Here is a 26,352-nt window from a genome sequence, read left to right on the forward strand (position 1 = left end):
TCATTGACATCCCCGACTTCCTCCTCGACCTGTGGCGGCTCCAGTCCCGCCAGGTTGTCCACCACGATGTGCCCAACGGCGCCCGCTGGTGCCCGCTAGGGTGCGGTAGCGACCCCTGCCCTCCCCCCGAAGGACGCGAACCCATGATCAAGGTGCTCCTCGTCGAGGACGACGTCCGGCTCGCCGACGCCCTCGCCGGCGCACTGGAGGCCAACGGCTACACGGTCGACCAGGTCCGGACGGCCGAGGGCGCGCTGGCGGCGGCCCCCGCCGACCTGGTCCTGCTCGACCTCGGCCTGCCCGACATGGACGGCATCGAGCTGTGCGGCCTCCTGCGCGAGCGCCACGACGTCGGCGACACCGCGGTCATCATGGTCACCGCGCGCGGGAGGCAGCGCGAACGCGTCCGGGGCCTGCGCTCGGGGGCCGACGACTACGTGGTCAAGCCGCTCGCCGTCGACGAGCTCTGCGCGCGGATGGAGGCGGTGCTGCGCCGCACCCGCAGGCGGGACGGGGGACCCCTGGCGATCGGCCCCCTGCGGGTCGACCGCGCGACGCGCGCCGTCGTCCGCGACGGCGAGCGGGTGGACCTCACCCGGAAGGAGTTCGACCTCCTCCTCGCCCTGGCGGCGGAGGCGGGCGCGGTCGTGTCCCGCGAACGCCTGATCCTGAGGGTGTGGCGGACCACCTGGCCGGGGACGCTGCGCACGCTGGAGGTGCACATCGGCACCCTGCGCGCCAAGCTGGGCGTACCCGGGCTCATCGAGACCGTGCGCGGCGTCGGCTACCGGCTGGCGGAGGGCGGGCACGGCGTCCCCGCCTCCCGCCGCGAGCCCGCCCGCGGGCCCGACCCGGCCGCCGCGGTCGCCGCCCCGGCCCGGCGGGCCTGACCGGGGCCCGGCCCCGACCGGGGCGCCGCCATGCGCCGACGTGTGCTGACCGTGTACGCGACCCTCCTGGTCGCCGCCTGCCTCGGGCTGGCCCTGCCCCTGTGCGGGAGCATCGCCGCCCGGGGCACCTCCGACATGCTCCTGGACCGGATCAACGACACCGCCCGCTTCGCCGGCCTCGCCGAACCGGGTGTGCTCACGGGGGCGGCGTCGGGCCTGACGGGCGAACTGGCGGCCTACGACCGGCTGTACGGCATCACCGCCGTCGTCGTCGACCGGGACGGCGCCGTCGTCGCCTCCTCCCGCGAGGTCGCCGACCTGTCGGACCTGGAACCCGGGCGGTGGGGGCAGCACGGCGACGAGCTGCCCGAGGCGGTGCGGACCGCGCTGGCCGGCAACCGCATGGGCGCCGACAGGGTGGTCTACCCCTGGCAGCGGGGGCCGCTGGTCGTGGCCGAGCCCGTCGGCCGCTCGGGCGAGGTCGTCGGCGCGGCGGTCACCGCCTCGCCCACCGGCTCCCTGCGCCGCTCGACCCTCGTGCAGTGGTGCGTGGCCTGGGCGGCGGTCGCCGTCCTCATGGCCGCCGGGTTCGCCGCGGCGGGCCCCCTCACGCGCTGGGTGCTGCGCCCCATCGACGACCTGGAGGAGGCGACCCGCGCCGTGAGCGGGGGGAGCCTGGACACCAGGGTGCGGGCGGAGGAGGGGCCCGAGGAGCTGCGCCGCCTGGGGGAGTCGTTCAACCGGATGGCGGACACCATCACCTCCATGCTGGAGAGCCAGCGCACCTTCGTGTCCTACGCGGGACACCAGGTGCGCAACCCCCTGGCGGCCCTGCGGCTGCGGGTGGACTCCCTGTCGCGGCACCTCACCCCGGAGGGGGCGCGCGACCACCGGATGGCGCTGGACGAGGTGGACCGCCTCTCCCGGATCTGCGACAGCCTGCTCACCCTCGCCCGGACGGAGGACACGGAGCAGTCCCTGGTGTGGGAGGACGTCCTGGAGGTCGTCGACGACCGGCTGGCGTCCTGGGAGCCGATCGCGGAGCGCGCGGGCGCCGTGCTGGTCCGCGAGGGGGTCGAGGGGGTGCGGGTCCGCAGCGCGGAGGGGACCCTGGACCAGGCGCTGGACGCGCTCATCGACAACGCCCTGAAGTTCGGCGGGAGCGGTGTGCGGGTCACGGTGCGGGTGGAGCGGGCGGAGGCGGGCCCCGACGGGCCCGGCCACGTGGACGTGCACGTGGTGGACGACGGCCCGGGCCTGCCCGAGGCGCGGCTGGAGCAGGCGTCCCGGCCGTTCTGGCGCGACGGCCACGACGGGGTGGGCGGCTCCGGGCTCGGCCTGTCCATCGTCGTCACGCTGCTGGAACTCCAGGGGGCGCACCTGTCCCTGCGGCCGGCCTCGCCGCACGGGATCGACGCGAGGATACGCCTGCCGGCCTGAACGCGTCCGCCGTCCCGCCGCCCACCGGTCCGTCGTAGGCGTACTTGACCTCGCGGTAGTACGCGGCCGCACCGGGGTGCAGGGGGACCGGCAGGGTCGCGATCGCCGACCGGGTGTCCAGGTGCAGCGCGACCGGGTGGATCCGGGCCAGCTGGTCCCGCCACTCGAACAGCAGGCGGGTCAGGTCCTCCGCCGAGTCGTCGGGCATGGACGCGTCGGCGACCAGCAGGCTCGGGACCCCGACGGTGCGCACCGAGGGCACGCCCGGGTAGGTGCCCGCGGGCACCGGCCGCTCGGAGAAGTACTCGCCGTACCCGGCGACCAGGGCGGGAACGTGCCCGGCCAGGTCGAGCAGCCGGACCGGGGTGCGCTCCGCCAGGTCGGCGACCGCCTGGGTGGGCAGGCCGCCGGACCAGAAGAACGCGTCGACCTCCCCGTTCTCCAGGGCCCGCGCCGAGGCCCCGATGCCCAGCCGGAGCCGGACCGTCCCGCCCTCCCGGAGGGGGCCTGCGGAGCCGGCCGGCTCCGGGAGGAGCCCGGCCAGGTCCAGGAGCCGGTCGGCCATCATCTCGGTGCCCGAGCCCCGGGCGCCCACGGACACGGTGGCCCCGGCCAGGTCGGCGACCTCTTCGTAGGGGGAGTCCGCGCGCACCACCAGGTGCGTGTGGTTGTCGTAGAGGCGGGCGATCGCCGTGATGGGCAGGGGTTCCCCGAAGGGCGGATCCCCCGCGACCGCCAGCGCGGCGACGTCGGCCAGCGTGAAGGCGGCGTCCAGGGAGCCGGAGGCCACCCGCCGGTTGTTCTCCACGCTCGCGGCGGTGGTGAGCGCGGTGATCTCGGTGTCCGGACGGGCGGTCGCGATCCGGGCGAGCCCGGAACCGTAGGCGTGGTAGACGCCCCCCTCGCCGCCCGTGCCGACGGACAGGCGCAGCGGGTCGGACACCCACGTCTGCGACCAGGTGAGGAGGGGCGCCGCGACCACGGCCGTGAGGAGGAGCCCCGCGGCCGTCGACAGCCGCTGGAAGGGGGATCGCGCCATGGGCCGAACACTAGCAAGGACCGTGAAACCTCAGGAGAGGCTCAAATCCCTCCCGCCCCGCTACGGGTTGCGTGCGCGTGACGGCTACGTTTCAGGACAGCGGAGTGGCCTGCGCCACATCGGCCCTGTTCGGAGCGGATCCGCCTCCGCCCGGAGCCGCTCCGCCACCGCCCCCGCCTTCCCCCGAGAGGACACCCCCCGACCATGCGACGCACGATGCTGTCCCTGGCCGCCATCCCCGCCGGTGCCCTGCTGCTGGCCGGTTGCGCCCAGCCCGCCGAGTCCGACGGTGAGGAGGTCGGGCTCGGGGCCGGCCCCGTCCAGGAGCGCCTCAGCATCGTCACCGGCGGCACCGCGGGCGTCTACTACCCGATCGGCGGCGCCCTGAGCACCATCATCGGCGACCACGTCGAGGGCCAGACCGGCTCGGTCGAGGCCACGGGCGCGTCGGTGGAGAACATCCGCCTGCTCGGCTCCGGCGAGGGCCACATCGGCATCGTCCAGGGCGACGCGGCCGACCAGGCGGCCCAGGGCAGCGCGGACTTCGAGGGCGACCCCGTCCAGACCTACTCGCTGGCCGTCCTCTACCCCAACGTCTTCCACGCGGTGACCCTGGACTCCATCGCCCAGGCCAGGGGCTTCGAGTGCTTCGGGGACGTGGCCGGCAACCGCTACTCCGTCGGCGACGTCGGCAGCGGCAACGAGGCCACCACCAACCAGGTCTTCGAGTCGCTGGAGATCGCCCTCACCGAGATCGAGATCGACCAGCTCGGCTACGCCGAGACCGCCAGCGCGCTCCAGAACAACCAGCTCGACGCGGGCTCGTGGGTGGTCGGCGAGGGCCACGCCGGGATCACCGAGCTCGGCACCACCGACGACATCTCCATCATCCCGCTCTGCGACGACGAGCGCTCCGCCGTCGTCAACGGCTACGGCGGCTACACCGAGCACGTCATCGCGGGCGGCACCTACCCGGGCGTGGACGAGGACGTCGAGACCATCGCGGTGTGGAACGCCCTGGTCGTGTCCGGCGAGTTCAACGAGCAGCAGGCCTACGACATCACCTCGGCCATGTTCGAGAACATCGACCAGGTCCTCAACGTGTACGCCCCCGGCGAGGAGTACCTGGTCCCCGAGACCATCGTCAACAGCCCGGTCCCGGTGCACCCCGGCGCGGTCCGCTTCTACGAGGAGCAGGGCGTCGAGATCCCCGGGGACCTGCTCCCGTAGGGGCGCGCCGCGATGGAGACCGCTTCCCCGCCGCACGCGGGGCGGCCCGCGGGCGCCAGGAGGCCCCGGTGGCCGCGGACCGCCGCCCTGCTGGGCGCGGGCGCGGTCCTGGCCGCCCTCCTGCTGCCCGTGTGGCCCGCGCTCAGGCTCAGCGACGGCGGCGACACCATGGGCCACCTCCGCCTCGCCGGGGGCGAGCCCTTCACGGTCTCCTACGTCCACTCCATCGACGGCCTGCCGATCGAGGAGAACCTCCTCGTCCGGGACGGACGCCTGGTCGTGGACTCCACCCGCGTCCGCCAGTTCGGCGCGGGCATGGGCCACATCCCCGGAGAGGGGGCCGGCCGCGCCGACGGCGAGTGGTGGGTCGTGGAGGGCATGGAGCGCGACATCGGCACGGAGCTGACCATCCGGGTCGGCGCCCCCGCCGTCGACCACCGGATCCGCGCCCCGGGGGCCGAGGTGCGGCTGTCGCCGTGCCTCGCCGCGCACCCCGTGCGCGTCGAACCGGTGCTGCTGCCCACGCTGCTCCTGCCCCTCGCCACCGTCCCCGAGCCGGAGTGCTGACACCGCGCTCCGCCGCCCGCGACCCGCACGCACCAGCCCAGAGAGCACCGAGGAAGAAGCATGGCCGAGACACCCCCGCCGGAACGGGACGACACCCCGACCGCAGGCCCCGCCGACGCGCAGGCCGGACCGTCCCCGGAGAGCCGGGCCGGGGCCCCCGCCGACCTCCCGGCCGGGGACGGGACAGGGCCGCGGCCCGGGAGGGGCAGGCGCAGGACCGGCACCTCCGCCGACGCGCTGCCCGACGTCGAGGGCGAGGACGGGGAGGCCGGGCCCGCCTGGCGGCGGATCGCCGCGGCCCGCTGGGGAGAGACCCCCCTCGCCGCCGCCGTCGGCGCCGTCGTCCTGGTCCTGGCCGCCGCGCTCACCCTCTTCCAGCTCTACATCGCCCTGCGCGCCGGCTTCGACGCGCGCCAGCAGCGCCTCATCCACCTGATGTTCATCATGGTGCTGGTGTTCCTGGTCAAGCCGCCCCTGAAGGGGAGCGCCGGGCGCTCCGTCCCGGCCCTGGTGCTCGACCTCGCGCTGATCGCGGGCACCGTGGCGGTCAGCTTCTACCCCATGGTGTTCCAGGCCGAGCTGGCCTCCCGCGCCGGCGCCTACACCGACACCGACTGGATCATGGGCCTGGCCGCGATGCTCCTCCTGCTGGAGGCGACCCGGCGGACGGTCGGCATGGTCATGGTCGTGATGGTCGCCGTGTTCGTGTTCTACGCCTGGATCGGGCCGCTCGTCCCCGGACAGTTCGGCCACTCCGGCGCGACCATCCAGCGCATCGCCACGCACAGCTACCTCGGCGACGGCATCTACGGGATGACCCTCGGCGTGGTCGTCACCTTCGTCTTCGTGTTCATCCTGTTCGGGGCGCTGCTGTCCAAGACGGGCGGCGGCAGCTTCTTCGTCGGGCTGGCGTACGTGCTCACGGGGCGCATGGTCGGCGGCCCCGCCAAGGGGGCGGTCCTGGGCAGCGCCCTCATGGGCTCCGTCTCCGGCAGCGCCATCGCCAACGTCGTCAGCACCGGGCCGTTCACGATCCCGCTGATGAAGAAGGTCGGGTACAGGAAGCACGACGCGGCCGGGGTCGAGGCCGCGGCCTCCACGGGCGGGCAGATCCTGCCCCCCATCATGGGCGCGGGCGCGTTCATCATGGCCGAGCGCACCGGCATCCCCTACGCGGACATCGTCAAGGTGGCGATCATCCCGGCCCTGATGTACTTCGGCGTCATGTTCCTCTTCGTGGACATCCTGGCGCGCAAGTACGGCATCGGCCTCGCGAAGGACTCCGACCTGCCCTCCCTGGGCACGGTGATGAAGGCGGGCTGGCACTTCCTCGCCCCGCTGGTCCTGCTCGTCGTCCTGCTGCTCCAGTACGTGCCGCCGACCCGGGCGGGCCTGTACGCCTGCGGGGCACTCCTGGTCGTGGCGATGCTCCGCGCCGGGAGCCGCCTGTCCCCCAGGGACTTCCTGGAGGTGTTCGTCCTCGCCGCGAACAGCACGCTGTCCGTCTCCGTCGCCTGTGCGGTGGCGGGCATCATCGTCGGCATGGTCGGCCTGACCGGTCTCGGCCTGGTCTTCTCCGACGTCCTGGTGACCGCCTTCGCGGGCAGCCTGCTGCTCACCCTGCTGATGGTGGCGCTGGCCTCCCTGGTCATGGGCATCGGCCTGCCGGTCACCGCGTCCTACGTGGTCCTGGCGGTGCTGGCGGTCCCGGCGCTGGAGGAGCTGGGCCTGGCGGTGATCGTCGCCCACATGATCGTGTACTGGTACAGCCAGGACTCCAACGTCACGCCGCCGGTGGCCTTCGCCGCGTTCGCGGCGGCGGGCATCGCCAACGCCAGTCCGATGCGCTCGGGCCTGTCCGCGTGGAAGTTCGCCAAGGGCCTGTACCTCATCCCCGTCCTGATGGCCTACTCGGCCCTCATGGCCGTCGAGGGGCCGGTGTCGAACCTGGTGGTCGCCGTGCTCAGCGGCTGTATCGCCCTGGCGGTCGCGGCGATGGCGCTGGAGGGGCACTTCCTGCGGCGCACCCTGCTCGGCGAACGACTCGCCCTCACGCTGGCGGCGACCCTCGTCATGATCGCCCCCGAGTGGAGCGCCCTGACCGGCGCGGTCCTGTCGGTGTCCGTCGACCCCGACTGGTTCGTTCTCGCGGGCTCCGTCCTGGGCGTCGTGCTCATCGCCCTCCAGGTCGTCAACCACCGCAGGGACAAGGCCCGCGGCGCGGTCCCCGCGCCGGACGCGCCCGGCGGCGGCGCTCCGGAGGCCGAGCCGGTCCCCGGAGGCGGCGGAGCGGAGGGGAGCGCGGGCAGGGCCGGGGCCCCGGCGTCCGGGTAGCGGCGCCCTCCGCGGCCCCGGCACGCCCGGGGCCGCCCGGCCCCCGCCCCGGCGGTGGCGGCCCGGCCCCGCCGTGCCCCCCCGGCGGGCCCGTCGTCCAGGCACGACGGGCCCGCTACGCTCGCACACATGTGGCGATTCGGACGCAATCCGGCAAGGGTGCCCCGCGGCGCCGACATCGAGGCGCGCCTGGTGTCCGCGTCCCTGGGCGCCGACCCCCTCCTCCGGGCCGGGTGCGAGGCCGTGCGCGAGGGGGAGGCCGCGGCCGCGCTGCCGCTGCTGGCCGAGTCCCGCGAGGACCCCGAGACCCGCGTGGTCCAGGCGGAGGCGCTCGGCCGCGCGGCCGCGGACCGCCCCGAGAGCGTCGTCGAACTCCTCGGGGACGGCGCCGACCGGGCCGACGTCCTGCTCTGGCTGGGGCACACGCTCCTCGCCCGCGCGCTGCGCCGGCCCGCGGGCGGCGCGGACACCCGCCAGGCCGACCGCAAGGCGTTCACCGCGGCCCTGGACGAGGCCCGCATCCCCCTGGAGGCGTCGGCGCGGCTGCGCACCGACGACGCCGCACCCTGGGCGGGCCTCCAGACCGTCGCGATGGGCCTGGGCGCCGACCGCGAGGACAAGGACCGGCTCTGGCGCGAGATCGCCGGACGGTCGCCGCACCTGTTCCCCGCGCACCTGGTCCGCACGCGCTCCCTGTCCGCGACCAGGGGCGGCAGCACCGAGGAGATGTTCGCCTTCGCGGGAGCCGCCGCCGACACCGCGCCCGAGGGGCACCCGCTGCCGTCCGTCCTGGCGCTCGCCCACGCCGAGCACGTGCGGGTCGAGCAGAAGAGGCTGGCCGCCGAGGGCAACACCCCCTTCGTCGTCGACAAGGCGCTGGGCCGCCTGCACGGCGGGTCGGCGCAGGAGCTGTTCGACCTCGCCCAGGGGTGGGCGGCCGCGTCCGAGCCGCACCCCGGCGACGTCCGGGCCCACCACCTGTTCGGCTGGGCGTTCCACCGCGCGGGCATGACCGAGGCCGCCCGATGGCACCTGTCCGCCGTCGGCAACGTCTACTGCGACCAGCCGTGGTCGTTCTTCGGAGGCGCCCGGTCCCAGGTGGCCCGGGCGATGGAGGAGCTCGGCGTGGACCCTGTCCGCCCGACGGGCGGGCCGGAACCGTCCTGAGGGCCCCGTGAGTAGGCGTACTCATGCGGGGCGGGGGGAGGCGGGGGAAGCTGGGACCATGACCCACCGACCCCACACCCCCGTGTCCGCCCCCCGCGCGATGCTCCTCGCCGCGGCCGCGGCGCTCGCCATGTCCGTCCTGCTGCTCCTGGCCGCCTGGGTGGCGCGGGCCGCCATCGGGGCCCACGACGACAGCCCCGACGCCAACATCGGCGCGGGCATGCTCCTGACGTTCGTGCCCGTCCTCGTCGCCCCCCTCCTGGCCTGGCCCCTCCTCCGCCTCGTCCGGCTGCCCTACCCGGGTCTCACCGCGCTGGTCTTCGCGGTCCCCTACCTGGTCCTGTCGTTCGTGGGCCTGACGGTGTGGGTGTGGATCGACACCGCCATCCCGGTCGGGTCCGCCTACACCGAGATCGACCCGATGCTGACCATGGGCGCGGTCGACGCGGTCGTCTCCGTGCTCTGCCTGTCGGGCGCCGCCCTGGTCACCTCCCGCCTGCACGCCGCCGGGCACGCCCGGCAGAGCGCCGGCGGCTGACCCCCGGCGGCTCCGCACGGCCGCCCGCCGCGAGGTCCCCCGGCCCCGGGACCCGGCCGCCGGACGCACCGCTCCGCCGGCCCCGCCGGAAAAGCCCTGGCCCCGCGCCGGACCGAGGGGACACAATGCACGGGTGCTACTGACGATCACGACCACGGCGGCCCCGGCGACGGACCTCGGTTTCCTGCTGCACAAGCACCCGGACAGGGCGCAGAGCTTCGAGCAGTCCTTCGGAACCGCCCACGTCTTCTACCCCGAGGCCACCGGCGAGCGCTGCACGGCGGCCCTCCTGCTGGACGTCGACGCCCAGGCGCTCCTGCGGGCGCGCACGTCGGTGAGCTCGCCCGACTTCTCCCTCGCCCAGTACGTCAACGACCGCCCCTACGCGACGTCCTCCCTGTTCACGGTGGCACTGGGCAGGGTGTTCCGGTCCGCGCTGCGGGGCTCGTGCAGGGCCCGGCCCGAACTGGCGCGCACGCCCCTCCCGCTGGAGCTGCGGATGCCGGCCGTCCCCTGCCGCTCCGGCGCGGAGCGCGCCCGGGCGCTCTTCGAGCCCCTGGGGTGGACGGTCGACGCCGAACCGGTCCCGCTCGACCCCGGCCTGCCCGGCTGGGGCGACTCCCACTACCTCTCGCTCACCCTCACCGGGACCGTGCGCCTGTCCGAGGCCCTCAGCCACCTGTACGTGCTGCTCCCCGCCATGGACGGCAGCAAGCACTACTGGGTCGACCGGAGCGAGGTCGACAAGCTCCTCCGCGCCGGCGGCCTGCCCGGCGCCGCGCCGCGGACGGCCGTGGACGGGCCGTCCGCGGCCGGGGAGGCGACGCCCTCCGCGAGCGCGCCGGAGGCGCCCGGGGAGGACGGCGACGGGCCGGACGGGCCCGACGCGGACGTCGGCTGGCTGGCCGGGCACCCCGAGCGGGACTGGATCACCCGCCGCTACCTCAACCGCCGCGACGCCTACGTGCGGACCGCGCTGGCCCGCATCGCCGAGGCCGAGGACCTCGCGGAGGGCGACGGCGCGGACGACCCCGCGGCGGAGGAGCCCGAAACGGCGCCTCCGGCCGAGGGGCACGACGAGCGCGTCCCCACCCTGGCCGAGCAGCGCGCCGGGGCGGTCATGGCGGTGCTGGAGGCGGAGGACGCCACCAGCGTCATCGACCTGGGCTGCGGCTCCGGCCGGCTGCTCGCGCGGCTGGCGGCCGACCGCTCCCTCACACGCGTGACCGGGGTGGACGTCAGCGTCACCGCCCTCGAACACGCCCACCGCAGGACCTGCCGGGGCTGCGACCCCGGCGGGGGCAGGCGCCACCGGCCGCTGCCCGCCCTCACCGGCGGGGCGGTGGGTTCCAACGGCGCGCCGCCGCGCCCCGAGCTGCTGGTCGGCTCCGTGGTCTACCGCGACCGGCGGTTCTCCGGGTACGACGCCGCCGTCCTGATGGAGGTGATCGAGCACCTCGACCCGTCGCGGCTGCCCGCGATGGAGGAGAGCGTGTTCGGCGCCGCCCGGCCCCGCGTCGTGGTGGTCACCACCCCCAACGCCGAGTACAACACGCACTACGAGGGCCTGGCGGACGGCTCCCTCCGGCACAGCGACCACCGGTTCGAGTGGACGCGCGCCGAGTTCGCCCGGTGGGCCGACCGCGTCGCCGAACAGTACGGCTACCGCCTCCGCCGCCTGCCGGTCGGGTCCGAGGACCCGGAGACCGGTTCCCCGACCCAGATGGGAGTCTTCGTCCGATGAGTACGACCGAGGAGGACCGGACCCCCGAGCCGCGTGTGCTCGGCGTGCCCAGGATGGGGCTCGTCGTGCTGATCGGGGTGTCCGGATCCGGCAAGTCCACGTTCGCCGCCGAGCACTTCGCGCCCACGCAGGTGATCAGCTCCGACCACTGCCGGGGCATGGTCAGCGACGACGAGAACGACCAGTCCGCGAGCGCGGACGCGTTCGCCCTGCTCCACACCGTCGTGGACATCCGGCTGCGGCGGGGACTCCTCACCGTCGTGGACGCCACCAACGTGCAGAGCAGGGTGCGCGGGGAACTGGTGCGCATCGCCAAGGACAACAACGTGCTGTCCACCGCGATCGTGCTGGACGTCCCCGAGGCCCTGGCGAAGGAGCGCAACCGCGGGCGGCCCGACCGCGACTTCGGCGACCACGTCGTCCGGCGGCAGCGGCGCGAACTCCGCCAGGGGCTGAAGAGGCTGTCCCGCGAGGGCTTCCGCAGGATCCACGTCCTGCGCGGCCCGGAGGAGATCGACGGCGCCACCGTCGAACTCGAGCGCGCCTGGCCGGACCGGACGGAGCTCACCGGCCCCTTCGACATCGTCGGCGACGTGCACGGCTGCCGGGAGGAGCTGGAGGAACTCCTCGGCGTCCTCGGCTACGAGCTGTCCCGCGACGGGGAGGGGCGCCCCGTGGGGGCGCGCCACCCCGACGGGCGCACGGCGGTGTTCGTCGGCGACCTCGTGGACCGCGGGCCGGACAGCCCCGGCGTGCTGCGCCTGGTCATGGGCATGGTCGCCGACGGCGACGCCCTGTGCGTGCCCGGGAACCACGAGAACAAGCTGATCAGAGCGCTCAAGGGCGCCAAGGTCCAGGCCACCCACGGCCTGGCCGAGACCCTGGAGCAGCTGGGCCGGGAGAGCGAGGAGTTCCGCGCGCGGGTGCTCGCCTTCTGCGACGGCCTGGTCAGCCACCTCGTCCTCGACGGGGGAAGGCTCGTCGTCGCCCACGCCGGGCTCAAGGAGGAGTACCACGGCCGGGCCTCGGGCCGCGTGCGCTCCTTCGCCCTGTACGGCGAGACCACCGGGGAGACCGACGAGTACGGCCTCCCCGTGCGGCTGCCCTGGGCCCGCGAGTACCGGGGGAAGGCGGCCGTGGTCTACGGCCACGTGCCCACCGTCAAGGCGGAGTGGCTCAACAACACCATCTGCCTGGACACGGGCTGCGTGTTCGGCGGCAAGCTCACCGCGCTGCGCCACCCGGAGCGCGAACTGGTCGCCGTCGACGCCCACCGCACCTGGTACGAGCCGGTCCGGCCGCTGTCGGGCACGCCCCCGGAGGACGGGGAGCGGCGCGCCGACGACACCGTCGACATCACCGACGTCGGGGTCGGCGACGGCGTCTCGGCTCCCGGCCTGTACGTGGAGACCGCCGACGGGGCCGTGCGCACCGACAGCGGCAGCACGCTGTCCGCGCTGGAGGTCATGAGCCGGTTCGCGGTCGACCCGCGCTGGCTCCTGTACCTGCCGCCGACCATGGCCCCCGCGCCGACCGCCGCCGCACCGGGGCTCCTGGAGCACCCGGACGAGGCGTTCGCGTACTTCCGGGGCGCCGGGACCGGCGAGGTCGTGTGCCAGGAGAAGCACATGGGCTCGCGCGCCGTCGCCGTGCTCTGCAGGGACGGGGAGGCCGCCGAGCGGCGGTTCGTCCCCGGCGAGCTGGGGACGGTCTACACCCGGACCGGGCGCCCGTTCTTCCAGGACCCCGCGCTCCGGGCGGAGGTCGTCGACCAGCTGCGCCGCGCCGTGACCGAGGCGGACCTGTGGGACCGGCTCGGCACCGACTGGGTGGCCCTGGACGGCGAGCTCCTGCCCTGGTCGGCCAAGGCCCGGCCGCTGATCCGCGAGCAGTACGCGTCGGTGGGCGCCGCCGCCCGCGCCTCCCTGCCCGCCGCCGCGGCCGCCCTCCGCGCCGCGGCCGCGCGCGGTGTGCCCGTGGACGGCCTGGCCGACAAGGTCGCCCTGCGGACGGAGCAGACGGAGGCGTTCAGCCGGGTCTACCGGCGCTACTCGTGGGACACCGACGGCGCCGCGGGGCTCCGGTACGCGCCCTTCGCGGTGCTCGCCTCCGAGGGCCGGGAGTACACCGACGCCGACCACCTGTGGCACATGGCGATCGCCGAACGGCTCGCGGAGACCGGAGGGCTGGTGCAGCCCACCCGCTACCGGGTGGTCGACACCACCGACCCGGCGGCCTGCGGCTCGGCCGCCGACTGGTGGACCGACCTGGTCTCCGCCGGCGGCGAGGGCATGGTGGTCAAGCCGGTCCTGGGCGCACGGGCCGAGGGCCGCAAGGGCCTGGTCCAGCCGGGGCTGAAGGTGCGCGGGCCCGAGTACCTGCGGATCGTCTACGGAGCCGACTACACCGACCCCGAAAGGCTGGCCGTGCTCAAGGACCGCAACCTCGGCCGCAAGAACAGCCTGGCCATGCGCGAGCACAAACTGGGGCTGGAGGCCCTGGCCCGGCACGCCCGCCGCGAACCCCTGTGGCGGGTGCACGAGCCCGTGTTCGCGGTCCTGGCACTGGCCTCCGAGCCGGTCGACCCGCGCCTGTAGGCGCGCGCCCGGCCCGGCGGCCCCGCCCGGGGCGCCGGGCCGGACACGCGGCCGGGAGCGGAGCGGGCCGGGGCGGTGCGGGGACCTCCTGGGCCCGGGCGCCCGCGGTCCCGGCAGGGGACGCGGGCGCCCCGGCCGGACCCGGCGGTCCGCACGGGCGCAGGACGCGCGACGCCGGTCGGACCGCGCCGGCGGCCGCCCGCTTCGCCTTCATTTCACGCCTTCTCTTCCGGTCGGACATCCGCGCGGGTGATGATGTGCGGGCCCCCGTTGCCCAGCGACCCCCGGAGCAGATGTGTCCCCCACCCGACCCGGACGCCTGATCGCGTCCACGTCCGCCGCGGCCGCGGTCCTCCTCGGCGTCGGCCTCGCGGCGGCGCCGCCCGCCCTCGCCGACGACGCCGCGCCCGTGATCAGCGAGGTGTACGGCGGAGGCGGCAACAGCGGAGCCCTGCTGCGCCACGACTTCGTCGAGCTCGGGAACCCGGCCGGCGGACCCGCCGACCTCGACGGCTGGAGCGTCCAGTACCTCCCCGCCGCCCCGGGGCCGTCCACACGGGTGCAGGTCACGGCCCTGACCGGGGAGATCCCGGCGGGAGGCCACCACCTCGTCCGCCAGGCGGCGGGCGCCGGGGGCAGCGTCGAGCTCCCCGCCCCCGACACCGCCGGCAGCACCAACATGTCCGCGACCGCGGGCACGGTCCTGCTCGTCTCCGGCACCGAGCCGGTCTCCTGCCGGACCGCGGCGGCGTGCGCGCAGGACGGCTCCGTGGTGGACGTGGTCGGCTACGGCAACGCCGTCGTCCACGCCGGATCGCCCGTCACGGGGCTCTCCAACACCGCGTCCGCCTCGCGCGACGCCGCGTTCACCGACACGGGCGACAACGCCGCCGACCTCACCGCCGGGGACCCCACGCCCACCAACGCGGCGGGCGAGACGGCGGGCGACGGCGGCGGGCCGGAGGAGCCCGTCGAGCCCGGCGACCTGCGCGTCCACGACGTGCAGGGCACCACCCGCACCTCCCCGTACGCCGGCCGCCAGGTCACCGGCCTGCCCGGGGTGGTGACGGCGGTCAACGCCTTCGGCGGCGCCCGCGGATTCTGGTTCCAGGACACCGAGGGCGACGGCGACCCCCGCACGAGCGAGGCCCTCTTCGTCTTCACCGGCTCCACCACGCCCGCCGTCGCCCCCGGCGACGAGGTCCTGGTCGCCGGGCGGGTCGGCGAGTACCGGCCCGCGGCCGGCCACCAGACCACCACCCAGCTCGACGGGGCCCGCTGGACCGTCCTGTCCACCGGCAACGCGCTCCCCGACTCCGTCCTGCTGGACGCCGACGCCCTCCCCGAGGCGTACGCGCCCGACCACGGCGGCGACGTCTCCGGCCTGGAGCTGGAGCCCGACAAGTACGCGCTGGACTTCTGGGCCGCGCACGAGCACATGACGGTCCGCGTCGAGGACGCCCCCGTGGTGGGCGCCACGGACGGCTACCACGCCCTGTGGGTGACCACCGATCCCGGCCAGAACCCCACCGTCAACGGCGGGACCGCCTACGGCTCCTACGACGAACCCAACTCCGGGCGGGTCAAGGTCGAGTCCCTGCTCGACCGCGCCGAGCACCCCTTCCCCGAGGCGAACGTCGGCGACACCCTCGCCGGGGTCACCGAGGGCCCCCTCCACCACAGCCGGTTCGGCGGCTACCTGATCCGCGCCACCACCCTGGGGGAGCACGTCCCGGGCGGCCTGGAGCGCACCCCGGTCCGCGACACCGAGCGGTACGAGGTCAGCATCGCCACCTACAACGTCGAGAACCTCGGCGGCCGTGACGACCAGGCCAGGTTCGACGCGCTCGCGGCCGGGATCGTCGACCACCTGGACACGCCCGACATCATCGGGCTGGAGGAGATCCAGGACGACAGCGGCCCCGTGGACGACGGCACCGTCGACGCGGGCGTCACCCTCGACCGGCTCGTGGAGGCCGTCGCCGCGCACGGCGGCCCCGCCTACGAGTGGCGGCAGATCAGCCCCGAGGACAAGCAGGACGGCGGACAGCCGGGCGGCAACATCCGCAACGCCTTCCTGTTCGACCCCGAGCGGGTCGAGTTCGTGGACCGCGAGGGCGGCGACGCCACCACCGCCGTCGAGGTCGTGGACGGCGCGCGGGGCGCCGAGCTGTCGGTGTCCCCGGGCCGCATCAGCCCGCTGGACGAGGCGTGGGACTCCAGCCGCAAGCCGCTGGTCGGCCACTTCCGCGCCCTCAACCGGGACGTCTACGTGGTCACCAACCACTTCAACTCCAAGGGCGGGGACGAGCCGCTCCACGGCGTCAACCAGCCGCCGAACCGCACCAGCGAGGCCCAGCGCCACGCCCAGGCCGAGCTGGTCGGGACGTTCGCCGACGAACTGCTCGCGGCGGACCCGCAGGCCAACCTGGTCGTCATGGGCGACCTGAACGACTTCCAGTTCTCGCGGACCCTGGAGATCCTCACCGGGGAGGGGCGCCTGCACAACCCCATGGAGGACCTGCCCGAGGGGGAGCGCTACAACTACGTGTTCGACGGCAACTCCCAGGCCCTGGACCACATCCTGGTCAACCGGGCCCTGGCGGGACGCGTCGACTACGCGGTCGCGCGGCTCAACTCCGAGTTCCACGACCAGGTCAGCGACCACGACCCGCAGGTGCTGTGGCTGGACACCCGCCGGAGCACCCCGCCGGGACGCGGCTGACCCGCGCGGACCGGAGGGGGCGGGCGCCCGGCCGCGCCCGCCCCCTCGGCGCGCCCGCGGCCCGCCGTACCGGGCCCGGGAGCGGCCGGTCACGGCAGGCGCCCGGGTGGCGCGTGTCACCGGCGGCCGATCCGGCCGCCCCCTATCCTGGGGAGCGTCCGCGAGAGGGCGGGCGCTCCTCAGCCAGGGAAGCGAGAGATGAACGTACTGCTCACCGGGGGGGCCGGGTACATCGGCTCGCACACCGCGGTCGAACTGCTCCAGGCCGGACACGACGTCGTCGTGGTCGACTCCCTCGTCAACAGCAGCGAGGAGGCCGTCCGCCGCGTCGAGCGCATCACCGGGCGGACCGTCGCCTTCCACCGGGCGGACTGCACCGACCCCGCAGCGCTGCGCCGGATCTTCGACGTCCACGACGTCGACGCCGTCATCCACCTGGCCGGGCTCAAGGCGGTGGGCGAGTCCGTCGCCCAGCCGCTGCGCTACTACCGCAACAACCTCGACGCGCTCCTGAACCTCGCCGAGGCGATGGACGAGCACGACGTCCGGAACCTGGTGTTCAGCTCGTCGGCGACGGTCTACGGCGACCCCGAGCACCTGCCCCTCACAGAGGACAGCACCCTCTCGGTGACCAACCCCTACGGCGCCACCAAGCTGTTCATCGAGCGCGTCCTGGAGGACCTGGCCGCCGCCGACCCCCGCTGGCACATCGTCTCCCTGCGCTACTTCAACCCGATCGGCGCCCACCCCAGCGGGCTCATCGGCGAGGACCCCCTGGGCGTCCCCAACAACCTGTTCCCGTACATCGCGCAGGTCGCGGCCGGACGCCGGGAGCGGCTCACCGTGTTCGGCGACGACTACGACACCCCCGACGGCACGGGCGTCCGGGACTACCTGCACGTGGTCGACCTCGCCCAGGGCCACCTGGCCGCCGTCGACCACCTCGGCGACACCGCGGGCTGCCGCGTCTACAACCTGGGCACCGGCCGCGGCACCTCGGTCATGGAGGGCCTGCGCGCGTTCGAGCGGGCCACCGGCGCACCCGTCCCGTACGAGGTGGCCGACCGGCGCCCCGGCGACGTCGCCGTGTGCTACTCCGACCCCTCCGCCGCCGCCCGCGACCTGGGCTGGAAGGCGGCCCTCACCGTCGACGACGCCTGCCGGGACGCGTGGAACTGGCAGTCGGCCAACCCCGGCGGCTTCGGGGGCGCCGGGAGCTGAGCCCCACCGCACACCCCGGAGTACCGGTTGAGCACGGGGAACGCCCTAGACTGGACGCCTATCCCTGTACTTCCTGCGGAAGGTCCTCCGTCGTGTCCGTTGGTGCTGAGAGCACGTTCGACACCGTTCTCGTCGTGGACTTCGGCGCGCAGTACGCGCAGCTGATCGCACGACGCGTCCGCGAATGCCATGTGCACAGCGAGATCGTGCCCTCGACCATGCCCGTCGAGGACATGCTCGCCAAGAAACCCAAGGCCATCATCCTCTCCGGCGGCCCGTCCTCGGTCTACGCCGAGGGCGCCCCCGTCGTCGGCGCCGAGCTGTTCGAGACCGGGGTCCCGACCTTCGGCATCTGCTACGGCTTCCAGGCGATGACCCGGGCCCTGGGCGGAACCGTCGACCGGACCGACCTGAGCGAGTTCGGCCGCACCGAGCTGACGGCCGTCACCGACTCCCTGCTGTTCGCGGGCGCCCCCGCCGACCTGTCGGTGTGGATGTCGCACGGCGACTCCGTGGTGCGGGCCCCCGAGGGCTTCGCCACGACCGCCAGCACCGCCGGCGCCCCGGTCGCCGCGTTCGAGGACACCGACCGCCGCCTGTTCGGCGTGCAGTTCCACCCCGAGGTCATGCACACCGAGCACGGCCAGGAGGTGCTGCGCCGGTTCCTGTACGAGGGCGCCGGGTGCCGTCCCACCTGGACGATGGTGAACATCGTCGAGGAGCAGCTGGAGCGCATCCGCGAGCAGATCGGCGACAAGAGCGTCATCTGCGCGCTGAGCGGCGGCGTCGACTCCGCCGTGGCCGGAGCCCTCGTGCAGCGCGCCGTCGGCGACCAGCTGACCTGCGTGTTCGTCGACCACGGCCTGCTCCGCAAGGGTGAGGCCGAGCAGGTCGAGAAGGACTTCGTCGCGATCACCGGGGCCAAACTCAAGGTCGTGGACGCCGAGGAGCGGTTCCTGTCGGCGCTGGCCGGGGTCACCGACCCCGAGGAGAAGCGCAAGATCATCGGCCGCGAGTTCATCCGCGTCTTCGAGCAGGCGGCCCGCGAGGTCGTCGCCGAGGGCGGGGAGGGCGGCGCCGAGGTCGAGTTCCTCGTGCAGGGCACCCTGTACCCCGACGTGGTCGAGTCCGGCGGCGGCACCGGGACCGCCAACATCAAGTCGCACCACAACGTGGGCGGCCTGCCCGACGACCTGCAGTTCACCCTGGTCGAGCCCCTCCGGGAGCTGTTCAAGGACGAGGTGCGCAAGGTCGGCGAGGAGCTGGGCCTGCCCGCCGAGATGGTGTGGCGCCAGCCGTTCCCCGGGCCGGGCCTGGGCATCCGCATCATCGGCGAGGTGACCCGCGACCGGCTGGAGATCCTGCGCGAGGCCGACGCCATCGCCCGCGAGGAGCTGTCCCGCGCCGGCCTGGACCGCGAGATCTGGCAGTGCCCGGTCGTGCTGCTCGCCGACGTCCGGTCGGTGGGCGTGCAGGGCGACGGCCGCACCTACGGCCACCCGGTCGTGCTGCGCCCGGTCAGCAGCGAGGACGCCATGACCGCGGACTGGTCGCGCGTGCCCTACGACGTGCTGGCGAGGATCTCCAACCGGATCACCAACGAGGTCCGGGAGATCAACCGGGTGACGCTGGACGTGACCAGCAAGCCCCCGGGCACCATCGAGTGGGAGTAGGGGAGCGCCCCTCCCCGGAACACGGACGGGCCCGGCACACCGCGTGTGTGCCGGGCCCGTCCTTTTCGGTCTCTGCGCTCCGCCCCGGGGCCCGGCAGCGCTTCCCGGAGGAGGGGGGCGGGGCCGCGCGGCCTCTCGGCCACCGCCCTAGTAGGTCACCATGTCCCGGATCTCGATGGAGGTCGGCGCGCCGCCGGGGGTGTTGTTGAGCAGGAGCCTGACCGGGCTCTCGTCCTCGGTGAGGATGAACACCAGCTCGCCCGCGGCCGGGGTGCCCGGGGCGAGGCCGCCGGTGTCCCACAGCGAACTCACCTGTTCGTCCCTGGACGGGGTCGCCGCGACGACCTCGGACTCCGACTCGGTGACCAGGTACTGCGACTTGCTGTCGAACACGAAGCGCTCGCCCTCGAGGAGGTTGGTGACCTGCAGGTCCACGACGCAGTACTCGCCCCTGCGGAGCGCGGATCGGCCCTCCAGCGTCTCCATCCCGCAGTTGACGGAGTTGACCCGGTACTCGACCGTGCCGTCGGCGGAGACCCCGCCGGATCCGTCCGAGGGGACGGAGTCGTCGGCGCCGTCGTCCGGTGCGGGCTCCGGGGCCTCCTCCTGCTCCGAGCCGGCCCCCGCGGGAGGGGCCTCGTCCCCGCCGGAGAACGGCGGGTCGTCCCGGTTCATCACCAGGATCGTCAGGACGGCCATGAGCACCAGGAGCACCGCGGCGCCCACCGCCACCGCGACGACCAGTCCGCGGCGCCGGTTCGGCGCGGCCGGCCGGTGCGGGGGAGGGGGGACCGGGGGCACGTACGGCTGCGGCCCGGGGCGGTTCGCCTGCTGGTCGGCGGGGGGCACCATCGGGATGGGCCCGGTCGAGGCCGGGTGCTGGGCCGGGGGCGGACCCGCCTGCCGGGGCTGCTGCGCCTGGCCGCCCGGCGGTGGGCCGGGCTGGTGGCCGGTCGCGGGATAGCCCGGGGGCGGCCCCGCGGGAGGCTGCGGGTGCTGGAAGTTGCCCGTCTGGTGCGCGGGCATGGGCGGGCCCGCCTGGTACTGGCCGGGCGCCGGGTGCCGCATGCCCGTCACGGTCTGGTGCCCGGGCCCGCCCTGCTGGGGGCGCATCCCCGGGGGAGGGCCGGGCGGCATCGGCGGCAGGTTGGGCCGCCACGACTGGTGCAGCGCGTGCGACACCATGTCGTTGGGGTTGGTGCTGTCCTCCCCGCCCGCCAGCTCCAGCAGGAGGTCCTGGGCGGTGGGCCGGCGGTTCGGCTCCTTGGCCAGGGCACGCGTCACGAGGCGGTCGAGAGGGCTGTCCAGGTTGCCGATCTGGGGTTCGGCGAACAGCACCCGCTTGCCCAGCGTCATGGCGTCGCCGTTGCCGAAGGGGTGCGTGCCGTTGCCGGCGAACGCCACCAGGCACCCCCAGGCGAAGATGTCCGCCGAGGTGGTGACCTGCTCCTCCAACAGCTGCTCGGGCGCCATCCACCCGGGGCTGCCCATGACGATGCCGGTCTGGGTGTGGTTCGTGGCGGTGTTCATCGCGCGCGCGATGCCGAAGTCGATCACCCGGGGGCCCGACAGCGACAGCAGCACGTTCGCGGGCTTGAGGTCGCGGTGGACCAGCCCGGTGCGGTGGATGGCCGCGAGCGCGGCGGCCACGCCCAGGGCGAAGCCGTGCAGGGTGGAGGAGTCCAGCGGACCGTTCTCGGCTATGTGCTCGGCCAGGGCGGTGCCGGCGATGTACTCGGTGACCATGTAGGGACGGTTCTCGAACGTCCCGTGGTCGAGCACCTTGGCGGTGCAGAAGGAGGCGACCTTGCGGGCGTTCTCCATCTCATCGCGAAAACGCGCCCGGGTCGCCTCGTCGAAGGCGAGTTCCGGACGGATGACCTTGATGGCTACCTGGTTGTTCCGGTCCGACATACTGCCCAGGTAGACGGTGCCCATGCCACCGCTGCCCAGCTTGCCGGACAGCACGTAGGGACCGATGGTGGCCGGATCCCCGGCGGCCAGCGGTTCCAGGTTCTTCGGGAGCCCATCCGACGGCAAGCGACCCTCCCCGACGGTGTCCAAACCCCGCCTTGCCCCAAGGTAGCGGTGTTTGTGCCCTGATTCCCACTCAGCGGCCTGATTGGGCCGTTCTGGGGGCAGGCGGTGACTGACATGACAGTGGTGACGATCCCCGGATCGTGATCCTGGTTCCCGATTCCTTCCGCCGATGGCGTTAGCGCCGGTCGGAGGGGGTGAACACACCGGCGCCCCTGGCGGGGTACGTGTTCACGCAAGGTGGGGGTTCCTTTACGATTGGGGACTCGTGACCGTTAATACCACCGTAACCGTGCGGGTCCCCGCGAAGGTGAACCTCCAGTTGGCGGTGGGGCCCGGACGCGAGGACGGGTTCCACGACCTCGTCAACGTGTTCCACGCCGTCTCACTGTTCGATGAGGTTACCGTCAAGGAGGCCCGGTCGCGTCGGCCGAGTCCCCCGGGCGGGGACGGCTCCGTCGTCGCGGAACTGACCGCCGGCGGCGGCCTGGGGTCCCACCTTTCCCGCGTTCCCCTCGACGCGAGCAACCTGGCCGCCCGCGCGGCGGTCCTGGTGGCCGAGCGCACGGGGAAGGGCTTCCCCGTCACCGTCCACCTGGACAAGAACATCCCGGTGGCGGGAGGCATGGCCGGGGGGAGCGCGGACGCGGCCGCCGCCCTGGTCGCCTGCGACCGGCTCTGGGGCGCCGGCCTGTCACGGGAGGCCCTCCTCGACTGCGCCGCCGAGCTCGGCAGCGACGTCCCCTTCGCCCTGGTGGGCTCGACGGCCGTCGGGACGGGACGGGGCGAGGTCCTCTCGCCGATGGCCAGCCCCGGCCGTTTCCGCTGGGTCTTCGCCCTGTCGCCGCACGGCCTGTCCACGGCGCGGGTCTTCCGCGAGTACGACCGGATCCGTCCGGACGCCCCCCCGCCGAGCCTCGACCCGGCCCTGGCCGGCGCGCTCGCGCTGGGGGACCCCGCGGCCGTCGGCGCGGCGCTCACCAACGACCTCCAGGAGGCCGCACTGTCCCTCCTGCCGGAGCTGGAGCGCACCCTCGGGACCGGGCGGGGCGCCGGGGCCCTGGGGGCCCTGGTGTCGGGCTCGGGGCCCACCTGTGCGTTCCTGGTGGGCGGTGGACCGGAGGACGCCGCCGTCGTGGCCGAGCGCGAGGCCTCGGTGGTCGCGGCCCTGGAGGGGAGCGGGCTGTGCGAGCAGGTGGTGACGGCCCACGGGGACGTGCCGGGCGCCGTTGTGCTGTGACCTAAATCACTGTCGTTTCTTCCGTTCTGTGGGGGTTTAGCCCAGTTGACCTGAACCACGGTTGAGGTCGAACACTGGTGTGCATGACGACCGCAACCGCCTTGTCGCGCTACGCCGACCTACCAGCCCTCATCGGCCTCATGGAGGGTGACGAGAAGCACATGGGCGCCGCCCACTCCACCCTGGACGTGGTGTGGGTCCTCTACGACCGCGTCCTGGCCGTCACCCCCGCGACGGCCGAGGACCCCGCCAGGGACCGCTTCCTGCTGTCCAAGGGCCACGGGCCCGCGGCGTTCTACGCGGTGCTGGCCGCCAAGGGGTTCGTGGACGTGGCCGCCCTGCGCGGCTGGACGGCCTTCGACTCCCCGCTGGGCCACCACCCGGACCGGGTCCTCGTGCCCGGGGTGGAGATCGGCAGCGGCTCCCTCGGCCACGGCCTGCCCCTCGGACTGGGCAGCGCCCTCGGCCTGCGCGCCCAGGGCGTCCGCCGCCCCGACGGCGCCGCCCCCCGCGTGGTGGTGCTCCTCGGGGACGGGGAACTCGACGAGGGCAGCAACCACGAGGCGATCGCCGTCGCCGGGCGGCTCGGCGTCGACAACCTCACCGCGGTCGTCGTGGACAACGCCTCCAGCACCCACGGCTGGCCCGGCGGCGTCGCCGCACGGTTCGCGGGGGAGGGGTGGGCGGCGCGCGAGGTCGCCGGGCGCGACCACGACGCCCTCCACGAGGCCCTCACCCGGCCCCACACAGGACGGCCGCTGGCCGTCGTCGCCCGCGTCCGGACCAGGTAGGGGACAGGCCATGCGAGAAACCTTCGCCGCCACCGTCAGCGAGGCCATGGACCGCGACCCGCGCGTCGCGGTGGTCCTCGCCGCCATCTCGGCGGGCATGTTCCGCTCCGCCGCGGCCCGCCACCCCGGGCGGGTGGTCGACGTCGGCATCCGGGAGCAGGCCATGATCGGGGTGGCCGGCGGGCTCGCCCTGACCGGGATGCGCCCGATCGTGCACAGCTACGCCCCGTTCCTGGTCGAGCGGCCGTTCGAGCAGGTCAAACTGGACTTCGCCCACCAGGACGTGGGCGCCGTCCTGGTCAGCATCGGCGGCTCCTACGACGCCTCCGAGGAGGGGCGCACCCACCAGGCGCCCGGCGACGTCGCCCTGCTCGACACCCTCCCGGGGTGGACCGTGCACGTGCCGGGACACCCGGACGAGGCCCGCGCCGCCCTGGAGTCCGCCATCCCCGGCGACGACCGCGTGTACGTGAGGCTGTCGGAGACCTCGAACCGCGCGCCCCGGCCCGTGGACGGGCGGCTGTCCGCGGTGCGCACGGGGTCGCCCCGCTCCGCGGGCGTGGTGGTCGCCGTCGGACCGATGCTGGACCGCGTGCTGGAGGCCACCGCCGACCTCGACGTGACGGTCGCCCACACCTCCACCGTGCGCCCGTTCGACCGCGCGGGGCTCAGCGCCCTGGTCGGGGCGGCGGGCAACGCCGACGTGCTCGTGGTGGAGCCCTACCTCGCCGGGACCTCCGCGCACGAGGTCGCGGCGGCCCTCGTGGACCGGCGCCACCGGCAGCTCGGGCTGGGGGTGGCCCGCGACCGGGAACTGCGCGCCTACGGCGCCCCCGCACAGCACGCGCGGGCGCACGGCCTGGACGCGGAGGGCATCGCCGAGGCCGCCAGGGGGTTCTTCCTGGTGTAGGCCGGGGCTGGGAACCCGGCGGCGCGGAACGCGCCCGGGGCCTTGCGTGGTGCGGCCCCGGGCGCGTCCCGTGCGGGGACACGCGCCGTCCGGGGCGCATCCCCGCGTGAGGCGCCGGGCGACTGCGGCGTCGTGCCCGGTCACCGCGACCCGGGCCGCGCCCCGCGGGAGGCACCCCGCCACCCGTGCCCGGGCTCGCCGGGGCCCGGGGCGCGGCGGCGTACGGGCGGGACGAGCCCGGCCCGCGGCCCCCGCCGTCGGGACAGGGATCCCGCGCCCCGGGGCGGGGCGGCCAGGGCACTGGGTCGGACCCGGGACAATGGAAGGTGATGACGAATCTGGTCAACCTTCAGGACGTGTCCCTGGCCTACGGGCCGCTCGTACTCCTCGACAAGGTGTCGCTCGGCGTCGACGAGGGCGAACGCATCGGTGTGGTCGGCCGCAACGGCGGCGGCAAGTCCACGCTGATCTCCGTGCTCTCCGGCATCACCGAGCCCGACTCCGGGCGGGTCGTGCACAACCGCGGGCTGCGCATCGGCTTCCTGCACCAGCGCGACACCTTCCCCGACACCACCGTCGGCGGGTTCGTGCTGGGCGACCGCGCCGAGCACGAGTGGGCGGGCGATTCCCGCATCCGCGACGTCCTGCGAGGCCTCCTCGGCGGCTGGGACCTGGACACGCCCATGTCCGGGCTCTCCGGCGGCGAGCGCCGCCGCTCGGGACTGGCGCGGCTGCTCATCGGCGACCACGACCTCATCGTCCTGGACGAGCCCACCAACCACCTCGACATCGAGGGCATCGCCTGGCTCGCCGAGCACCTGCGCGGCCGCCCGGAGGCGCTCGTGGTCGTCACGCACGACCGCTGGTTCCTGGACGCCGTCACGACCCGCACCTGGGAGGTCGGGCGCGGCGCCGTCGAGCGCTACGAGGGGGGCTACGCCGCCTACGTCCTGGCCAAGGCCGAACGGGACCGCCAGGCCGCGGCCTCCGAGGAGCGGCGCCAGAACCTCATGCGCAAGGAGCTGGCCTGGCTGCGCCGCGGCGCCCCGGCCCGGACCTCCAAGCCCAAGTTCCGCATCGAGGCGGCCAACCAGCTCATCGCCGACGAGCCGCCGCTCCGCGACACCGTCGAGCTGGTGCGGTTCGCGAGCTCCCGGCTCGGCAAGACCGTCATCGACCTCAAGAACGTGTCGGTGGCCGTCCCCGACCGGACCCTCCTGGACCACCTCACCTGGCAGCTGGGCCCCGGCGACCGGGTCGGCCTGGTGGGGGTGAACGGCGCGGGCAAGTCCACCCTCCTCAAGATCCTCGCCGAGGAGCGCGAGCCCGACTCCGGCAGCGTGCGCACCGGCCGCACCGTCAGGCTCGCCCACCTGTCGCAGAACGTCGTCGAACTCGACCCCGAGGCTCGCCCGCTCCAGGCCGTCATGGAGATCCGCGAGCACATCACCATCGGCAAGCGCGACTACACGGCGAGCCAGATGCTGGAGCGCTTCGGCTTCCGGGGCGACCGGCAGTGGACGCCGATCGGCGACCTGTCCGGCGGCGAGCGCCGCCGCCTCCAGCTCCTGCGCCTGCTCATGGACGAGCCCAACGTGCTGCTGCTGGACGAGCCCACCAACGACCTGGACATCGAGACCCTCACCGAGCTGGAGGACCTCCTCGACGGCTGGCCGGGCTCCCTCGTGCTGGTCAGCCACGACCGGTACTTCCTGGAGCGCATCACCGACCGGGTGCTCGCGCTCATGGGGGACGGCAGCCTCGCCTTCCTGCCCGGCGGCGTCGACGAGTACCTGGAGCGCCGCGCGGTGACCGCGGGGGAGGCCACGGTGCCGCTCGGCGCGTCCGAGACCGCTGCGGCCGGGGCCGCCCCCGAGCAGCCCGCGGTGTCCGCGACGGAGCGGCGCGCGGCCCAGAAGGAGCTCCAGCGCGTCGAGCGCCGCATGGACCGCATCACCAGGCGCGAGGCAGAGCTGCACGAGCTGATGGCCGCCGCCGCGAACGACTACGCCCGGCTCGCCGAACTGGACGCCGAGGCCAAGGCCCTGGCGACCGAGCGCGGCGAGCTGGAGGAGGTCTGGCTGGAGCAGGCGGAGATCGTCGGCGACTGACCGCCGGGCACGCTTCTCCCCCCGGCCGGGGCCCCGCGAGGGGGCCCGGCCGTGTCCGCGCGGGCCCCGCGCCCCTCCCCGGGCGCTCCCGTGCGAAC

Annotated in this window: 18 protein-coding genes; 16 read left to right on the plus strand and 2 right to left on the minus strand. The window is 74.6% G+C overall.

Translation table 11 applies throughout. From position 1 onward, the window contains the following. The first annotated feature begins 143 nt into the window (after positions 1-143). A complete protein-coding gene (locus tag ABZ234_RS13960; protein WP_355012264.1) occupies positions 144-890 on the plus strand; it encodes a response regulator transcription factor in 747 nt (248 codons plus the stop codon). Between the two features lie 30 nt (positions 891-920). After that, a complete protein-coding gene (locus ABZ234_RS13965) occupies positions 921-2,330 on the plus strand; it encodes a HAMP domain-containing sensor histidine kinase (protein ID WP_267948095.1) in 1,410 nt (469 codons plus the stop codon). Here ABZ234_RS13965 and ABZ234_RS13970 read toward each other — a convergent pair. Then, complete coding sequence (locus tag ABZ234_RS13970; protein WP_355012265.1) at positions 2,242-3,369, minus strand: TAXI family TRAP transporter solute-binding subunit; 1,128 nt, start codon at positions 3,367-3,369, stop codon at positions 2,242-2,244. The genes ABZ234_RS13965 and ABZ234_RS13970 overlap by 89 nt on opposite strands. A 204-nt stretch (positions 3,370-3,573) precedes the next feature. On the opposite strand from ABZ234_RS13970, the gene ABZ234_RS13975 reads away from it, so the two are divergent. The 10 genes from ABZ234_RS13975 (at position 3,574) to guaA (ending at position 19,165) form a co-directional block, all read left to right on the plus strand. Beyond that, on the plus strand, positions 3,574-4,599 hold the full coding sequence (locus ABZ234_RS13975; RefSeq protein WP_355012266.1) for a TAXI family TRAP transporter solute-binding subunit: 1,026 nt from the start codon (positions 3,574-3,576) through the stop codon (positions 4,597-4,599). A gap of 12 nt (positions 4,600-4,611) precedes the next feature. Then, positions 4,612-5,166 carry a DUF1850 domain-containing protein gene (locus ABZ234_RS13980; protein ID WP_355012267.1) on the plus strand — a complete coding sequence of 185 codons (555 nt, stop codon included), beginning with the start codon at positions 4,612-4,614 and terminating at the stop codon, positions 5,164-5,166. A 60-nt stretch (positions 5,167-5,226) separates the two neighbouring features. Next, on the plus strand, positions 5,227-7,500 hold the full coding sequence (locus ABZ234_RS13985) for a TRAP transporter fused permease subunit (RefSeq protein ID WP_355012268.1): 2,274 nt from the start codon (positions 5,227-5,229) through the stop codon (positions 7,498-7,500). A 129-nt stretch (positions 7,501-7,629) separates the two neighbouring features. Then, on the plus strand, positions 7,630-8,667 hold the full coding sequence (locus ABZ234_RS13990; protein WP_355012269.1) for a hypothetical protein: 1,038 nt from the start codon (positions 7,630-7,632) through the stop codon (positions 8,665-8,667). A gap of 58 nt (positions 8,668-8,725) precedes the next feature. Then, positions 8,726-9,205, plus strand: a complete 480-nt coding sequence (locus ABZ234_RS13995; protein WP_267948101.1) for a transporter — start codon at positions 8,726-8,728, stop codon at positions 9,203-9,205. Between the two features lie 133 nt (positions 9,206-9,338). Further along, positions 9,339-10,949: a 3' terminal RNA ribose 2'-O-methyltransferase Hen1 gene (locus ABZ234_RS14000; RefSeq protein WP_355012270.1), complete on the plus strand. Its 1,611-nt coding sequence runs from the start codon at positions 9,339-9,341 to the stop codon at positions 10,947-10,949. Then, entirely contained in the window at positions 10,946-13,546 is a 2,601-nt protein-coding gene (locus ABZ234_RS14005; RefSeq protein WP_355012271.1) for a polynucleotide kinase-phosphatase, read from the plus strand. The genes ABZ234_RS14000 and ABZ234_RS14005 overlap by 4 nt, the downstream gene beginning before the upstream one ends. Before the next feature lie 295 nt (positions 13,547-13,841). Next, on the plus strand, positions 13,842-16,271 hold the full coding sequence (locus ABZ234_RS14010; RefSeq protein WP_355012272.1) for an endonuclease/exonuclease/phosphatase family protein: 2,430 nt from the start codon (positions 13,842-13,844) through the stop codon (positions 16,269-16,271). Between the two features lie 198 nt (positions 16,272-16,469). Then, positions 16,470-17,492: a UDP-glucose 4-epimerase GalE gene (gene galE / locus ABZ234_RS14015; RefSeq protein WP_267948105.1), complete on the plus strand. Its 1,023-nt coding sequence runs from the start codon at positions 16,470-16,472 to the stop codon at positions 17,490-17,492. 92 nt (positions 17,493-17,584) lie between these two features. Continuing rightward, positions 17,585-19,165 (plus strand): glutamine-hydrolyzing GMP synthase, encoded by a 1,581-nt coding sequence (gene guaA / locus ABZ234_RS14020; protein ID WP_355012273.1) that lies wholly within the window; start codon positions 17,585-17,587, stop codon positions 19,163-19,165. A 147-nt stretch (positions 19,166-19,312) separates the two neighbouring features. On the opposite strand, the gene ABZ234_RS14025 is transcribed toward guaA, so the two are convergent. Further along, complete coding sequence (locus ABZ234_RS14025; protein ID WP_267948107.1) at positions 19,313-21,205, minus strand: serine/threonine-protein kinase; 1,893 nt, start codon at positions 21,203-21,205, stop codon at positions 19,313-19,315. 265 nt (positions 21,206-21,470) lie between these two features. On the opposite strand from ABZ234_RS14025, the gene ABZ234_RS14030 reads away from it, so the two are divergent. From ABZ234_RS14030 to ABZ234_RS14045, 4 genes are all read left to right on the plus strand, one after another. Further along, positions 21,471-22,442, plus strand: a complete 972-nt coding sequence (locus tag ABZ234_RS14030) for a 4-(cytidine 5'-diphospho)-2-C-methyl-D-erythritol kinase (RefSeq protein ID WP_355012274.1) — start codon at positions 21,471-21,473, stop codon at positions 22,440-22,442. Between the two features lie 83 nt (positions 22,443-22,525). Further along, positions 22,526-23,233: a thiamine pyrophosphate-dependent enzyme gene (locus ABZ234_RS14035; RefSeq protein WP_267948109.1), complete on the plus strand. Its 708-nt coding sequence runs from the start codon at positions 22,526-22,528 to the stop codon at positions 23,231-23,233. A gap of 10 nt (positions 23,234-23,243) precedes the next feature. Next, positions 23,244-24,143, plus strand: a complete 900-nt coding sequence (locus tag ABZ234_RS14040; protein ID WP_344178926.1) for a transketolase C-terminal domain-containing protein — start codon at positions 23,244-23,246, stop codon at positions 24,141-24,143. Positions 24,144-24,472: 329 nt separating this feature from the next. Further along, positions 24,473-26,254, plus strand: coding sequence for an ABC-F family ATP-binding cassette domain-containing protein (locus ABZ234_RS14045; protein ID WP_344178925.1), 1,782 nt, complete (start codon positions 24,473-24,475; stop codon positions 26,252-26,254). Positions 26,255-26,352: the final 98 nt, after the last annotated feature.

The sequence above is a fragment of the Nocardiopsis sp. NPDC006198 genome (assembly GCF_040613895.1).
Lineage (GTDB): Bacteria > Actinomycetota > Actinomycetes > Streptosporangiales > Streptosporangiaceae > Nocardiopsis > Nocardiopsis tropica.